Origin of the sequence: Actinacidiphila acidipaludis (genome assembly GCF_019890725.1) — a bacterium.
GTDB lineage: Bacteria > Actinomycetota > Actinomycetes > Streptomycetales > Streptomycetaceae > Actinacidiphila > Actinacidiphila acidipaludis.
Map to the genome: position 1 here is coordinate 354,197 of NZ_JAINZZ010000002.1, position 14,185 is coordinate 368,381.

The 14,185-nt window shown below is 72.7% G+C and carries 14 protein-coding genes; 11 read left to right on the forward strand and 3 right to left on the reverse strand.

The window, feature by feature from the left end; genetic code table 11:
* The first annotated feature begins 38 nt into the window (after positions 1-38).
* Both K7862_RS03275 and K7862_RS03280 read left to right on the forward strand, forming a co-directional pair.
* Positions 39-518, forward strand: coding sequence for a hypothetical protein (locus K7862_RS03275; protein WP_222960300.1), 480 nt, complete (start codon positions 39-41; stop codon positions 516-518).
* Positions 515-964, forward strand: coding sequence for a hypothetical protein (locus K7862_RS03280; protein ID WP_222960301.1), 450 nt, complete (start codon positions 515-517; stop codon positions 962-964). The genes K7862_RS03275 and K7862_RS03280 overlap by 4 nt, the downstream gene beginning before the upstream one ends.
* A gap of 7 nt (positions 965-971) precedes the next feature.
* On the opposite strand, the gene K7862_RS03285 is transcribed toward K7862_RS03280, so the two are convergent.
* Entirely contained in the window at positions 972-1,697 is a 726-nt protein-coding gene (locus tag K7862_RS03285) for an SDR family NAD(P)-dependent oxidoreductase (protein WP_222960303.1), read from the reverse strand.
* A gap of 107 nt (positions 1,698-1,804) precedes the next feature.
* Between K7862_RS03285 and K7862_RS03290 the strand changes: the two genes are divergently transcribed.
* The 3 genes from K7862_RS03290 to K7862_RS03300 all read left to right on the forward strand — a co-directional run bounded on the left by K7862_RS03290 (position 1,805) and on the right by K7862_RS03300 (position 3,779).
* A complete protein-coding gene (locus tag K7862_RS03290; protein ID WP_222960305.1) occupies positions 1,805-2,839 on the forward strand; it encodes an Lrp/AsnC family transcriptional regulator in 1,035 nt (344 codons plus the stop codon).
* Between the two features lie 53 nt (positions 2,840-2,892).
* Positions 2,893-3,417: a hypothetical protein gene (locus K7862_RS03295; RefSeq protein WP_222960307.1), complete on the forward strand. Its 525-nt coding sequence runs from the start codon at positions 2,893-2,895 to the stop codon at positions 3,415-3,417.
* 152 nt (positions 3,418-3,569) lie between these two features.
* A complete protein-coding gene (locus tag K7862_RS03300) occupies positions 3,570-3,779 on the forward strand; it encodes a hypothetical protein (RefSeq protein WP_222960309.1) in 210 nt (69 codons plus the stop codon).
* A gap of 94 nt (positions 3,780-3,873) precedes the next feature.
* Here K7862_RS03300 and K7862_RS03305 read toward each other — a convergent pair whose 3' ends face one another.
* Both K7862_RS03305 and K7862_RS03310 read right to left on the reverse strand, forming a co-directional pair.
* Positions 3,874-4,530, reverse strand: a complete 657-nt coding sequence (locus K7862_RS03305; protein WP_222960311.1) for an MBL fold metallo-hydrolase — start codon at positions 4,528-4,530, stop codon at positions 3,874-3,876.
* Positions 4,531-4,534: 4 nt separating this feature from the next.
* A complete protein-coding gene (locus K7862_RS03310) occupies positions 4,535-5,266 on the reverse strand; it encodes a maleylpyruvate isomerase family mycothiol-dependent enzyme (protein WP_222960313.1) in 732 nt (243 codons plus the stop codon).
* Positions 5,267-5,590: 324 nt separating this feature from the next.
* Between K7862_RS03310 and uvrA the strand changes: the two genes are divergently transcribed.
* The 6 genes from uvrA to whiA form a co-directional block, all read left to right on the forward strand.
* Positions 5,591-8,581 carry an excinuclease ABC subunit UvrA gene (uvrA, locus tag K7862_RS03315; RefSeq protein WP_222960315.1) on the forward strand — a complete coding sequence of 997 codons (2,991 nt, stop codon included), beginning with the start codon at positions 5,591-5,593 and terminating at the stop codon, positions 8,579-8,581.
* A 218-nt stretch (positions 8,582-8,799) separates the two neighbouring features.
* Entirely contained in the window at positions 8,800-9,222 is a 423-nt protein-coding gene (locus K7862_RS03320; protein WP_222960316.1) for a Rieske (2Fe-2S) protein, read from the forward strand.
* Between the two features lie 191 nt (positions 9,223-9,413).
* Positions 9,414-11,726, forward strand: a complete 2,313-nt coding sequence (gene uvrC, locus K7862_RS03325; RefSeq protein ID WP_262412540.1) for an excinuclease ABC subunit UvrC — start codon at positions 9,414-9,416, stop codon at positions 11,724-11,726.
* A gap of 20 nt (positions 11,727-11,746) precedes the next feature.
* Entirely contained in the window at positions 11,747-12,685 is a 939-nt protein-coding gene (gene rapZ / locus K7862_RS03330) for an RNase adapter RapZ (RefSeq protein ID WP_372461492.1), read from the forward strand.
* A complete protein-coding gene (locus K7862_RS03335) occupies positions 12,685-13,707 on the forward strand; it encodes a gluconeogenesis factor YvcK family protein (RefSeq protein WP_372461493.1) in 1,023 nt (340 codons plus the stop codon). Before rapZ ends, K7862_RS03335 begins: the two co-directional genes overlap by 1 nt.
* Positions 13,698-14,185 (forward strand): DNA-binding protein WhiA (gene whiA, locus K7862_RS03340; RefSeq protein ID WP_222960322.1); only part of this gene is annotated, 488 nt, incomplete at its 3' end. The genes K7862_RS03335 and whiA, both read left to right, overlap by 10 nt.

Here is a 14,185-nt window from a genome sequence, read left to right on the forward strand (position 1 = left end):
GACACAGGTTGTCAGGGAAGCGGTCGTAGCGTCCAGCCATGCCCTTCGCGGAGAAGTTCCTGACGGCGCCGCCACCGATGGAGGTGGCCGGGCGCCACATCAAGCGCTACCACGTCACCGCCGACCCGGCCGGCATCGAGCCGGCCGTGGAGAAGGCGGCGTACGCGATCCTGCCCGAGCTGCTGCCCGAGCCGGACGGCACGCCGCCGGCCGGCTTCGTCGTCCTCCACCGGGGAGGGGACGACGGCGCCTACCTCAACGCCTACACCTGGGCCTGGGACAACGCCCTGCACTTCCGCGGCGCCGCGGCCGGGCAGCCCGTCCTGGGCTGCCCCGACCGCGACCCGGCGCACTTCGTGGCGCTGGAGCCGCGTCTCATCGGCTGCGTCTGGGAACTGCCGCCGCTCCTGCACGAACGCGACGCCTGGGTACGGCACATGCTCGCCCCCGGTCGCCCCGACCTGCCCGCCTATCTCACCGACTCCCTTCCCGACGGCACCACCGGAGACCGCGCATGAACGACTTCGACTTCCTCACCGGCACCTGGGACGTCGCCAACCGCTGGCGCACCGACTTCCTCGACGAGGCCAGCGCCTGGGAGGAGTTCCCGGGCCTGAGCCACGCGTCGACGCACTTCGGCGGCGGCGCGAGCTTCGACGAGATCGACTTCCCCACCAAGGGCTTCACCGGCCTGACGCTGCGGCTGTTCGACCGCGAGCGCGAGGAGTGGTCGCTGTACTGGGCCAGCCGGCGCACGGGCACCCTCTTCCCGCCGGTCACCGGCCGTTTCACCGACGGGCGCGGGGAGTTCCACGGCGACGACACGCACGACGGCAAGCCGATCCGGGCGCGGTTCATCTGGTCCGGCATCACCCCGGACACCGCTCACTGGGAGCAGGCGTTCTCCCAGGACGGCGGCACCACCTGGGTCACCAACTGGACGATGGACTTCACCCGCCGGTGACTTGCGCTCACCACGGCACCGTCCGGCCCTGGTAGTCCAGGTACTCGAGCCCGGGCCGGCCGGCCTTCGCCAGCAGGACGTCCACGATCCGCGGCACGTTCTCCTCCAGGGTGAACGGCGCGTCCGGCCCGCCCAGTTCGGTGCGGATCCAGCCGGGGGCCATGAGGACGAAGGCGCGCCGTCCCCCGGAGTGCCGGGCCGCGAAGCCGCGCATGAACATGTTCAGCGCGGCCTTGCTGCCGCGGTAGAGCTCGCGCAGCCCGGTCGTGTTGTTGGTGATGCTGCCCTGCCCCGAGGACATCGCCCCGATCAGCCCGGCCGGCGCCACGAGGTCCTCCAGGGCCTCGACGACCCGCATCGGGCCGAGCGCGTTGGTCAGCATCACCTCGACGAAGTCGGCGGCCGGCACCGCGCCGATGGGGGTGTCCGCCTGCCGGGTGGTTCCGGCGTTGACGAAGAGCACGTCCAGTTCGGTCCGTGCGAGACGCTCGCGCAACCGGGTGAGCTGGGCGGGCTCGTTGACGTCGAGCTGTTCGACGGACACGCGTCCGGGGGCGCGGTCGGCGAGCTCGTGCAGGAGTGTGCGGGTCTCGATGTCGCGGACGGTGCCGACGACCTTCCATCCCCGGTCGGCGAACTCGGCCGCGAGCGCGTGGCCGAGGCCGCGGGACGCGCCGACGATCAGGGCGGTCGGGGCGGTCGGGCGGTGCCCGGCGGTTTCTGCGGACGTCATGGGCGTCATCTCCTGGTGGGGTCGATGCGGGGTGGCCGTGGTTCCGAGTCTGGCCGCACCGCGGCCGTCGGCGGGCTGCGAGCGGGCAGGTTTGTAGGATCGCCCTCATGACTGGCTCTCCCCTGGCGGAATCCGCCGTTCTGCAGGCCGACGACGTGCGTCTCGTCCGCGCACTCCAGATCGCACCGCGGGCCTCGTTCGCCTCGATCGCGACCGCCCTCGGCATGGGCGAGGGCGCCGTCGCCCGCCGCTACCGGCGGCTGCGGGCCGAGGGCGTCGTCCGGGTCGCCGGTGTCGTCGACCCGGGGGCGCTGGGCCAGAGCAAGTGGCTGGTGCGGCTGCGCTGCCGCCCCGGCAGCGTCGCGGCGATCGCCGACGCCCTCGCCGAGCGCGACGACGTGAGCTGGGTGGCGCTGTGCGCCGCGGGCTCCGAGATCACCTGCGCGGTCCGGTCGCGGAGCCGCGAGGAACGCGACGAACTCCTCGGCCGGCGTCTGCCGCGCACCGCCGCCGTGATCGACGTGAACGCCTCCGCGATGCTCCGTCAGTTCGTCGGCGGGCGCGGTCACTACTGGGCGGCGCTGCGCGGCACGCTCACACCGGAGCAGGAGGCCGCGCTCGGCAGTGAGGGGACGCCGTTCACCGAGGCCCCCGTCGTCGCCCGCGAGCCGGTACGGCTCACCGCCGAGGACGAACGGATGCTCGGCCTTCTCGCCACGGACGGCCGGGCCGGCCTGGTCGACCTCGCCGCGGCGGCGGACCTGACGCCCGGGCGTGCCGCACGCCGGCTCGAAGCGCTGCTTGAGCGGCGCGTCGTGCACATCGACGTCGAGATCGCGGCGGCGGCGCTGGGCTACCACGCGCGGGCGAACCTGTGGCTCCGTGTGCACCCGTCGGCGGTCAAGAGCGTCGGGCGCACCCTCGCGCGGGAACCCGAGATCGCCTTCGCCGCCGCCGTGACCGGGCCCTGCAACCTGCACGCCGTCGCGCACTGCCGGGACCTCGACGAGCTCTTCACGTTCACCTCGGACCGGATCGGCTCCCTGCCCGGGCTCCAGAGCCTGGAGGTCTCGCCCCTGCTGCGGCACGTCAAGCAGGCCGGCACCCTGCTGTCCGGCGACCGCCTTGCCCCGCCCCGGTAACAGCTCGGTCGCATCGGCTCGCCGGCGCCGGCGGCTGCGCCAGGATGCCGCGCATGGACGCGACGGTGGCGGCGGGCTGGATCGGTGGGCTGGCGGGACTGGGCGGGGCGATCGTGGGGGCCGGGGGTGCGATCGTGGCGGGCTGGATCCAGCAGGCGAAGCAGGCCGAGGTCGCCAGAGCCGAACGGCTGGAGTCCCGCGGGTACACCGCGGCCCAGCGGGCGCTGAGCGAACTGCTCGCGGCGCGCGAGGTGCTGGCGGCCTACACCCGGGAGCCGGGATCGGCGCCGAACCCGTACCGCCCGGCCCGGGACGCGGTGCGCAGGGCGGAGGCCGAGGTGCTGGTCATCCCGAACGGGCGGGAGCTCCGGCACCGGATGCGGGAGATCTTCAGCGTCTACCGCGCCGACCGCTGGCCGGAGTCCAGCACCCGGAACGACCGCACGAAGTGGCGCACCCGCGTCATCGTCGAGGGCATCACCGTCCTCAGCTGCTATCTGCGCGGCGACGCCCTTCCCGGCCCCTCCGACGGCTACGTCAGGACCACGTCCCTGATGGTCCCCGAAGAGCCCGCCTGAGCCCGCCTGAGCCCGCCTGAGTCTGCCTGAGTCCTTCTGACCTGCGGCGACGGGTGCGCCCGGGGTCTTGGCGCGGGCCCGATCGTGCCGGAGGTCCGGCCTTCTGCCCGCGGTCGCCTGCGCAGGACGGCGATTCGGGGCACGCTGAGGGCATGGAACAGTCACGGGCGCCTGTGGTGGTCGAGTCGGTCGTGGGTTCGGGGCGGCGGGTGAGGGTCGACGGCGAGGTCCTGGGCGTGGCCTACGCCCCTGCGGACGTCCTCGAGTTCCTCCGAAGGGCGGGCCTCGACCCCGACCAGGTGCGGCTCGACGACCCCGCATTGATCGACTGGCGCGGCGGCGGCCCCGACGTCTGGGCCTGAACCGGCCGGTCCGGCCCGGGGAATGAAGACGCCGACGCCGGGAGGCCCCCGGCACGGTCGCCGGGGGCCTCCTGGGAGACGCGGAAGGTGCGGGCTACCAGCCGCGCTCGCGCCACTCCTTCAGGTGGGGGCGCTCGGTGCCGAGGCTGGTGTCCTTGCCGTGGCCTGGGTAGACCCAGGTCTCGTCGGGGAGCACGTCGAACAGGCGGGTGGTGACGTCGTTCAGCAGGGACGTGAAGGCCGCCGCGTCGTGGTGGGTGTTGCCCACGCCGCCGGGGAAGAGGCAGTCGCCGGTGAAGACGTGCGGGTGGCCGTGCGGGTCGTCGTAGACCAGCGCGATGCTGCCCGGCGTGTGGCCGACGAGGTGGCGCGCGGTGAGCCGGATCCGGCCGAAGGTGATGGTGTCCTCGTCCTCCACCAGGACGTCGGTCGGCACCGGGATGCCCTCGGCGTCCAGGCGGCCCGCGTAGGTGCGGGCGCCGGTCGCGCCGACGACCTCGCCCAGCGCCTGCCAGTGGTCGCCGTGCCGGTGCGTGGTGACGACGCCCGCGAGCCCGTCGTCGCCGACCACCTCCAGCAGGGTCGCGGGCTCGCTGGCCGCGTCGATCAGCAGCTGCTGGTCCGTCGCCCGGCAACGCAGCACGTACGCGTTGTTGTCCATCGGGCCGACCGCCACCTTGGTGATGATGAGCTCGCCCAGTTCGTGCACGTCGGGCGTACCGCCGACGGTGACCTCTCCCGTGTACGCCATGCCGTCAGCCTAGCGGCGGCAGCACCGGCAGCGGGCGATCCGGGCTCACCGACAGGCCACCGCCGTCACCCCGGCCGGACACCCAGGCCAGCAGTGCCGCGGTGCCGCCGCTCACGGTGATGTCGGGTTCCGCCGCGGCGCCGATCGTCCACTTCTGACCCGCGGAGGTGTCGTGCAGCCGCACCGCCGCGATGCCCTCGTGCCCGGTGAGGCCGTCCACGATCCAGGCCAGCTCGCGGGCCGCGAAGTCCTCGGGCAGGTCGTCGCAGCCGGTGCCGATGCCGAGGTCGACGTGGTGCAGCCGCAGCTCGACCAGCCGCCGCCACGGGATCTCGGCGGCGGCGACCACCCGCCCGGTGCGCATCACCACCTGGGCCGCCCAGCCCGCGGGCGGGAGCTGCGCGACGGCCTCGGTGAACCGCGCGCCGGACTCGCGCAGCGCGGCCATGTGCTCCTCCCGGGAGCGGCCGGCGCCCTCCTCGATGGCCCGTTCGCGGGCGTCGCCCGGGCCGTACATCGCGGTCTCCTCGCCGGTGCGGGCCCAGGTGAGCAGATTCACCAGGCCGTCCGCGTTCCCCACGAGGTGGGCGAGCACGTGGCCGCGGGACCAGCCGGGCAGCAGCGAGGGCTCGGCGAGGGCGTCGTCGGGCAGGGCCGCGACGGCTTCCAGCAGTTCCGCGGTGGCGTCCGCCACGGCGGCGGTGTCGCGCTCGGGGTCGGGTCGTTGAACGGTCACGGGACCTCCCGGGGTGCGTTCTGGACGGCGACACGGGCTGTCTGCCCGGCGTCCCTGGTGAGGATGCTGGCGCGCCGCACCTCGACGCTAGCGCGCGCACACGATCGGGTGAACCTGGCGACAGGACTCCGTAAATCGAATGCGCGTGCTATACGCTCGGTGGTGCCGCCGAAGACGGGTCCGCGCGGCCCGGGACGGCGACCGGCTACCCGAACAGGAAGAAATGCCGAGGGCACCCCGTTTACGCTTTCTGGGGGGTGCTGCCCGACCCGTCGGGCTCCTGTGACAGACCCACCCCGCTCTCTATGAAAGGTGCGCACTGGCGTGGCCGATCGACTCACCGTCCGTGGCGCTCGCGAGCACAACCTGAAGAACGTGTCGCTCGACCTGCCCCGGGACTCGCTCATCGTGTTCACCGGGCTGTCCGGTTCCGGCAAGTCCTCTCTGGCGTTCGACACGATCTTCGCCGAGGGCCAGCGCCGCTACGTGGAGTCGCTCTCCTCTTACGCCCGGCAGTTCCTGGGCCAGATGGACAAGCCCGACGTGGACTTCATCGAGGGCCTGTCGCCGGCCGTCTCGATCGACCAGAAGTCCACCTCGCGCAACCCCCGGTCCACCGTCGGCACCATCACCGAGGTCTACGACTACCTCCGGCTGCTCTTCGCCCGGATCGGCAAGCCGCACTGCCCCCAGTGCGGGCGGCCCATCTCCCGGCAGTCGCCGCAGGCCATCGTGGACAAGGTGCTGGAGCTGGAGGAGGGCAGCCGCTTCCAGGTGCTGTCGCCGCTGGTGCGCGAGCGCAAGGGCGAGTTCGTCGACCTCTTCGGCGACCTGCAGACCAAGGGCTACAGCCGTGCCCGGGTGGACGGCGCCACAATCCAGCTCACCGATCCGCCGAAGCTGAAGAAGCAGGAGAAGCACACGATCGAGGTGGTCGTCGACCGCCTCACCGTGAAGGACTCCGCCAAGCGCCGGCTCACCGACTCGGTGGAGACCGCGCTCGGCCTGTCCGGCGGCATGGTCATCCTGGACTTCGTCGACCTGCCCGAGGACGACCCGCAGCGCGAGCGGATGTTCTCCGAGCACCTGTACTGCCCGTACGACGACCTGTCCTTCGAGGAGCTGGAGCCCCGCTCCTTCTCCTTCAACTCGCCGTTCGGCGCCTGCCCCGAGTGCACCGGCATCGGCTCCCGGATGGAGGTCGACCCCGAGCTGGTCGTCCCGGACGAGGAGAAGTCGCTGGCGGAGGGCGCCATCGCGCCCTGGACCGGCGGCATGTCCAAGGGCTACTTCGACCGGCTCGTCGACGGACTGGCCTCCGAGCTCGGCTTCCGCACCGACATCCCGTTCGCCGGACTGCCGGCCCGGGCGAAGAAGGCGCTGCTCTACGGGCACAAGTCCGAGGTCCGAGTCGCCTACAAGAACCGCTACGGCCGCGAGCGGGTCTACAACGCGCACTTCGAGGGCGCGATCCCGTTCGTCAAGCGCCGCCACCAGGACTCCGAGAGCGACTCCAGCCGGGAGCGCTTCGAGGGGTACATGCGCGAGGTGCCCTGCCCGACGTGCCACGGCGCGCGGCTGAAGCCCGTGGTGCTGGCCGTCACGGTCCAGGACCGGTCCATCGCCGACGTCTCCGCGATGTCGATCAGCGACTGCGCGGACTTCCTGGGCGCGATGAAGCTGGACGCCCGTGACCGGAAGATCGCCGAGCGGGTGCTGAAGGAGGTCAACGAGCGGCTGCGCTTCCTGGTCGACGTCGGCCTGGACTACCTCTCGCTGAACCGCGCAGCGGGCACCCTGTCCGGCGGTGAGGCCCAGCGCATCCGGCTGGCCACCCAGATCGGCTCCGGTCTGGTCGGTGTGCTGTACGTGCTGGACGAGCCGTCCATCGGCCTGCACCAGCGCGACAACCACCGGCTGATCGAGACGCTGGTGCGGCTGCGCGACCTCGGCAACACGCTGATCGTCGTCGAGCACGACGAGGACACCATCAAGACCGCCGACTGGGTCGTCGACATCGGCCCGGGCGCCGGCGAGCACGGCGGCAAGGTCGTGCACTCCGGCTCCCTCAAGGAGCTGCTGGCCAACGACGAGTCGCTCACCGGCCAGTACCTGGCGGGAAAGCGGTCCATCCCCACGCCGGAGATCCGGCGTCCGGTGGACCGCAAGCGGCGGCTGACCGTGCACGGCGCCCGCGAGCACAACCTGCAGGACATCGACGTGTCGTTCCCGCTCGGGGTGCTCACGGCCGTCACCGGCGTCTCGGGATCCGGCAAGTCCACGCTGGTCAACGACATCCTCTACACCCACCTGGCGCGCGAGCTGAACGGCGCCAGGAGCGTCCCGGGCCGCCACACCCGGGTGGACGGGGACGACCTCGTCGACAAGGTCGTGCACGTCGACCAGTCGCCGATCGGCCGCACCCCGCGGTCCAACCCGGCGACGTACACCGGTGTCTTCGACAACATCCGCAAGCTGTTCGCGGAGACCATGGAGGCCAAGGTCCGCGGGTACCTGCCCGGGCGCTTCTCCTTCAACGTCAAGGGCGGCCGCTGCGAGAACTGCTCCGGCGACGGCACCATCAAGATCGAGATGAACTTCCTGCCGGACGTCTACGTCCCGTGCGAGGTGTGCCACGGCGCCCGGTACAACCGGGAGACGCTGGAGGTGCACTACAAGGGCAAGTCCATCGCCGAGGTGCTGGACATGCCGATCGAGGAGGCGCTGGACTTCTTCGAGGCGGTGCCCACCATCGCCCGCCATCTGCGGACCCTCAACGAGGTGGGCCTGGGCTACGTCCGGCTCGGCCAGTCCGCGCCGACGCTGTCCGGCGGCGAGGCGCAGCGCGTCAAGCTCTCCTCCGAGCTGCAGAAGCGGTCGACCGGCCGCACGGTGTACGTGCTCGACGAGCCGACCACCGGTCTGCACTTCGAGGACATCAGCAAGCTCATCAAGGTGCTGTCCGGCCTGGTGGACAAGGGCAACTCGGTGATCGTCATCGAGCACAACCTCGACGTCATCAAGACCGCCGACTGGGTCATCGACATGGGCCCGGAGGGCGGCAACGGGGGCGGCCTGGTGGTCGCCGAGGGCACCCCGGAGCAGATCGCGGGCATCCCGGCGAGCCACACCGGGAAGTTCCTGCGGGACATCCTCAGCCCCGACGCGGTCAGCGACGCGGCGGTGCCCGCGCCCAGGAAGCGGGCCACCAGCGGTGGCGCGGCGAAGACCGCGGCCAGGACGGCGGGCAAGGCCGGGACCGGGACCACCGCGAAGAAGGCGGCGCCCCGGAAGCGGGCGGCCGGCCGGGCCTGAGTGCGGTTCCGGGCGGGACCCGTGCCGTTTTCCGTGCCGTTTTCCCTGCCGTTTTCCGGGCAGGGGCCCGCGCCGGGGGGTGACCTCCGGCGCGGGCCCCGCTCAGAGCCCGCGGACAGGCGGAAGCCGTACAGTCGATCCGCACGATCGTCGCGGGCCGGCTGTCGGCGGCGGCTGCGGGCCGGCGCCCGCGCGGCCCGCCCCACCCTGGAGCGTCCATGTCCACCGAACCTTCCGCCCGCCGCCGTACCGTCCTGTGCGGGGCGGCACTGGCCGGAGCCGCAGGCGCCGGCCTGACCGCCTGCGGCGGCAAGCACGGCTCGTCCGCGGGCCCGACCGCCGCCGCCGACCTCGGTTCCGCGACGGCCGTGCCGGTGGGCGGCGCCAAGCTGTACCGGGACGACAAGGTGCTGGTCTCCCAGCCGTCCCAGGGCACCTTCAAGGCGTTCAGCGCGGTCTGCACGCACCAGGGCTGCGTGCTGGACACCGTGGACGGCACCACGGCCTCGTGCCCGTGCCACGGCAGCAAGTTCAACGCCGAGACCGGGGCGGTGGTCCAGGGCCCGGCGACCCGGCCGCTGCCCTCCGTGCCCGTCACCGAGTCCGGCGGCAAGCTCACCACGGGCCCCGCCGCGTCCTGAGCCCCGACGGCCCGCGGACGGCCCGCGCCGGCGTCCGAGCGGCCTCTCGGCGGCGTCTGGGCAGCGTTCGAGCGGCCTCTGGGCGGCGTCTGAGCGGGCTCGTCGCGGCCCGGCCCGGCCCGCCCGGGGCGCTCCGCCCGCGTCCCGCGCCGGAGGCAGGATTGTCACGCCCCGCCAGTAGGGTGGGAGGCATGGCAGACCCCAGCAGCTACCGACCGAAGCCGGGCCAGATTCCCGACTCTCCCGGGGTCTACAAGTTCCGGGACGAGCACCGCCGCGTGATCTACGTGGGCAAGGCGAAGAGCCTGCGCGCGCGGCTGTCCTCCTACTTCCAGGACATCACCAACCTGCACCACCGCACCGCCACCATGGTCACCACCGCGGCGTCCGTGGAGTGGACCGTCGTGTCCACCGAGGTAGAGGCGCTGCAGCTCGAGTACTCCTGGATCAAGGAGTACGACCCCCGGTTCAACGTCAAGTACCGCGACGACAAGAGCTATCCGTCGCTGGCGGTGACGATGAACGAGGAGTTCCCCCGGGTCCAGGTGATGCGCGGCCCCAAGCGCAAGGGTGTGCGCTACTTCGGGCCGTACGCCCACGCCTGGGCCATCCGCGAGACCGTCGACCTGCTGTTGCGGGTCTTCCCCGTCCGCACCTGCTCCGCCGGGGTGTTCAAGCGCTCCGCGCAGATCGGCCGCCCCTGTCTGCTGGGGTACATCGGCAAGTGCTCGGCGCCCTGCGTCGGCCGGATCAGCGCCGAGGACCACCGTGAACTCGCCGAGGAGTTCAGCGACTTCATGGCCGGTCACGCCGGCACCTATCTGCGCCGCCTGGAACAGCGGATGAAGGACGCGGCCGCGGCGATGGAGTACGAGCAGGCGGCCCGGCTGCGGGACGACCTGGAGGCGCTGCGCCGCGCCATGGAGAAGAACGCGGTAGTGCTCGCGGACGCCACCGACGCCGACCTCATCGCGGTCGCCGAGGACGAACTCGAGGCCGCCGTGCAGATCTTCCACGTCCGCGGCGGCCGGGTGCGCGGCCAGCGCGGCTGGGTAACCGACAAGGTCGAGGCGGTCGACACCGCCGATCTCGTCGAGCACGCCCTGCAGCAGCTCTACGGTGACGAGTCCGGCGACGCCGAGCAGTCCGGCGGCAGCGGCGGCGTGCCCAAGGAGGTGCTGGTGCCCGCGCTCCCCGAGCCCGTGGAACCGCTCGTCCAGTGGCTGTCGCAGCGGCGCGGCTCGCAGGTGAGCCTGCGCGTGCCGCAACGCGGTGACAAGAAGGACCTGATGGCCACCGTTCAGCGCAACGCCCAGCAGGCGCTGGCCCTGCACAAGACCAAGCGCGCCTCGGACCTGACGACCCGTTCGCGGGCGCTGGAGGAGATCGCCACCGCCCTCGACCTGGACACCGCGCCGCTGCGCATCGAGTGCTACGACATCAGCCATCTGCAGGGCGACGACGTCGTGGCGTCCATGGTGGTCTTCGAGGACGGCCTGGCCCGCAAGAGCGAGTACCGCCGGTTCCAGATCAAGTCCTTCGCCGGGCAGGACGACGTGCGCTCGATGCACGAGGTCATCTCCCGCCGCTTCCGCCGCTATCTGCAGGAGAAGCAGCGCACCGGCGAGTGGGAGGAGGAGCTGCCCGACGGCTCCTCGGCGGCCCCGAACGGCGACGTGCCCGTGGTGCTCCCGGCCGTGGACTCCGCGGACGGCCCGGAGGCGGGGAACGGCGTGGCGGGCGGCCCGATCGACCCCGACACCGGGCGGCCGCGCAAGTTCGCCTACCCGCCGCAGCTGGTGGTGGTCGACGGCGGGCAGCCGCAGGTGGCCGCGGCGTGCAAGGCCCTGGAGGAGCTGGGCATAGACGACGTCGCCGTGTGCGGCCTGGCCAAGCGGCTGGAGGAGGTCTGGCTGCCCGGCGAGGACGACCCGGTGATCCTGCCGCGCAGCAGCGAGGGCCTGTACCTGCTGCAGCGCGTGCGTGACGAGGCCCACCGCTTCGCCATCACCTACCAGCGGAGCAAGCGCTCCAAGTCGATGAAGGCGGGCGCGCTGGACTCCGTGCCCGGCCTCGGCGAGACGCGCCGGCAGGCGCTGCTGAAGCACTTCGGTTCCCTGAAGCGGCTGCGGGCGGCGACCATCGACGAGATCTGCCAGGTGCCGGGGGTCGGCCGCCGTACCGCGGAGACGGTCGCCGCGGCGCTGGCGTCCGCGGCCCCGGCCGCACCGGCGGTGAACACCGCCACGGGCGAGATCATCGAGGACGAGCCCGCCGCGGCGCCGGCGCCCGCCGACGGCCCGGCGGCACCCGCGGCGGGCCCGGCGCCCGCCTCGGCACCGGCCGCGGCACCGGCACCGGACCCGGCGCCCGCCGACACGGGCAGCGCACCGGGCGCCGGGAGCGAACCCGCCGTCGAGACCGCGAACGGCGAGATCATCGAGGACAGTGACGGGGCGCCGCGCACCGCGGTCCCGTCCGACCATCGGGGGAACGGCACATGAGCGAGCAGGACACGGCGGACATGGAACACGGACACGAAACCACCCATCGGACCGGCGCGAGCCATCCCACCGGCACCGGGCCGGGCGAACCGCTGGCGCCGATCCCCGAACTCGTGATCATCTCCGGGATGTCGGGGGCCGGCCGCAGCACCGCGGCCAAGTGCCTGGAGGACCTCGGCTGGTTCGTGGTCGACAACCTGCCGCCCGCGCTCATCCCGACCATGGTCGATCTGGGGGCCCGCTCGCAGGGGAACGTGGCGCGGATCGCCGTCGTGGTGGACGTCCGCGGCCGCCAGTTCTTCGACAACCTGCGCGAGTCGCTCGCGGACCTCGCCACCCGCAACGTCAAGCGGCGGGTGATCTTCCTGGAGGCGTCGGACGACGCGCTGGTCCGCCGGTTCGAGTCGGTCCGCCGCCCGCACCCGCTGCAGGGCTCCGGCCGGATCGTCGACGGCATCGCCGCCGAGCGCGACCTGCTGCGGGAACTGCGCGGCGACGCCGACCTGGTGATCGACACCTCCAGCCTCAACGTGCACGAACTGCGGGCCAAGCTCGACGCGCAGTTCGCCGGTGAGGAGGAGCCGGAACTCCGGGCCACCGTCATGTCGTTCGGATTCAAGTACGGGCTGCCCGTCGACGCCGACCTGGTGGTGGACTGCCGCTTCCTGCCGAACCCGCACTGGGTGCCGGAGCTGCGGCCCTTCACCGGGCTCAACGACGAGGTGGCCACGTATGTGTTCAACCAGCCCGGCGCCAAGGAGTTCCTCGACCGGTACGCCGAGCTGCTGCACATCATCGCGGCGGGCTACCGGCGCGAGGGCAAGAGGTACGTGACCATCGCGGTGGGCTGCACGGGCGGCAAGCACCGCAGCGTGGCGATGTCGGAACGGCTCGCGGCGCGACTGGCGGCGGACGGAGTGGAGACGGTGACGGTGCACAGGGACATGGGGCGCGAGTGATCAAGACGGGTCGGCGGCTGCGTCGTTCCAGCCGCACGACGGCGGGCGGCCGGCGCTCCGGGGTGCCGCCGAAGGTGGTCGCCCTCGGCGGCGGCCACGGGCTGTCCGCCTCGCTGTCCGCGCTGCGCCGCATCACCGGCGACCTGACCGCGGTGGTCACGGTCGCCGACGACGGCGGTTCCAGCGGACGGCTGCGCACGGAGATGGGCGTGCTGCCCCCCGGCGACCTCAGAAAGGCCCTCGCCGCGCTGTGCGGGGACGACGAGTGGGGCAGGACCTGGGCCAAGGTCGTCCAGCACCGCTTCGTCAGCGGTGGGGACCTGCACGGCCACGCCGTCGGCAACCTGCTGATCGTCGCGCTGTGGGAGCAGCTCAACGACGAGGTGGCGGCGCTGGAGTGGGTCGGGCGGCTGCTCGGCGCGCACGGCCGGGTGCTGCCGATGTCCGCGGTGCCGCTGGACCTGCACGCCGTGGTGCGCGGCCACGACCCGGACCGGCCGGAGGAGATCTCGACGGTCCGCGGGCAGGCCACCGTCGCGCTGACGCCCGGTGAGGTGCAGGAGGTCCAGCTGGTGCCCGCCGACCCGCCGGCGGTGCCCGAGGCGGTGCAGGCCGTGATGGACGCCGACTGGGTGGTGCTCGGGCCGGGCTCCTGGTTCTCCTCGGTGATCCCGCATCTGCTGGTGCCGGAACTGGCCGAGGCGCTCATGACCACCCGGGCCCGGCGGGTGCTCACCCTCAACCTCGCGCCGCAGCCCGGAGAGACCGAAGGATTTTCTCCGCAGCGTCACTTGGAGGTTTTGGGGCGACACGCCCCTAAACTCACCATCGACGTGGTTCTGGCCGACGAAGCCGCCGCCCCCGACCGCGACAGTCTCGCCGAGGCTGCCGAGCGACTGGGGGGCACGGTCGAACTGGCCCCGGTTGCCGCCCCTGACGGGCCGCGGCACGACCCGGAGCTGTTGGCCGCCGCGTATGACCGGATTTTTCGTATGCGTGGAAGGATCGGCCCATGGCGATGACGGCAGCGGTGAAGGACGAGATCTCCCGGCTTCCCGTCACCCGGACCTGCTGCCGCAAGGCGGAGGTCTCGTCGATCCTGCGCTTCGCGGGCGGACTCCACCTGGTCAGCGGGCGGATCGTCATCGAGGCGGAGCTGGACACCGGGATCGCGGCGCGGCGGCTGCGCAAGGACATCCTGGAGATCTTCGGGCACGCCTCCGACCTGGTGGTGATGGCTCCCGGCGGGCTGCGCCGCGGCAGCCGGTACGTGGTGCGGGTGGTGGCCGGCGGCGACCAGCTCGCCCGGCAGACCGGCCTGGTCGACGGGCGCGGCCGGCCGATCCGCGGCCTGCCGCCGCAGGTCGTGTCCGGGGCCACCTGTGACGCGGAGGCCGCGTGGCGCGGCGCGTTCCTGGCGCACGGCTCGCTCACCGAGCCGGGCCGGTCGTCGTCCCTGGAGGTGACCTGCCCGGGTCCCGAGGCGGCGCTGGCCCTGGT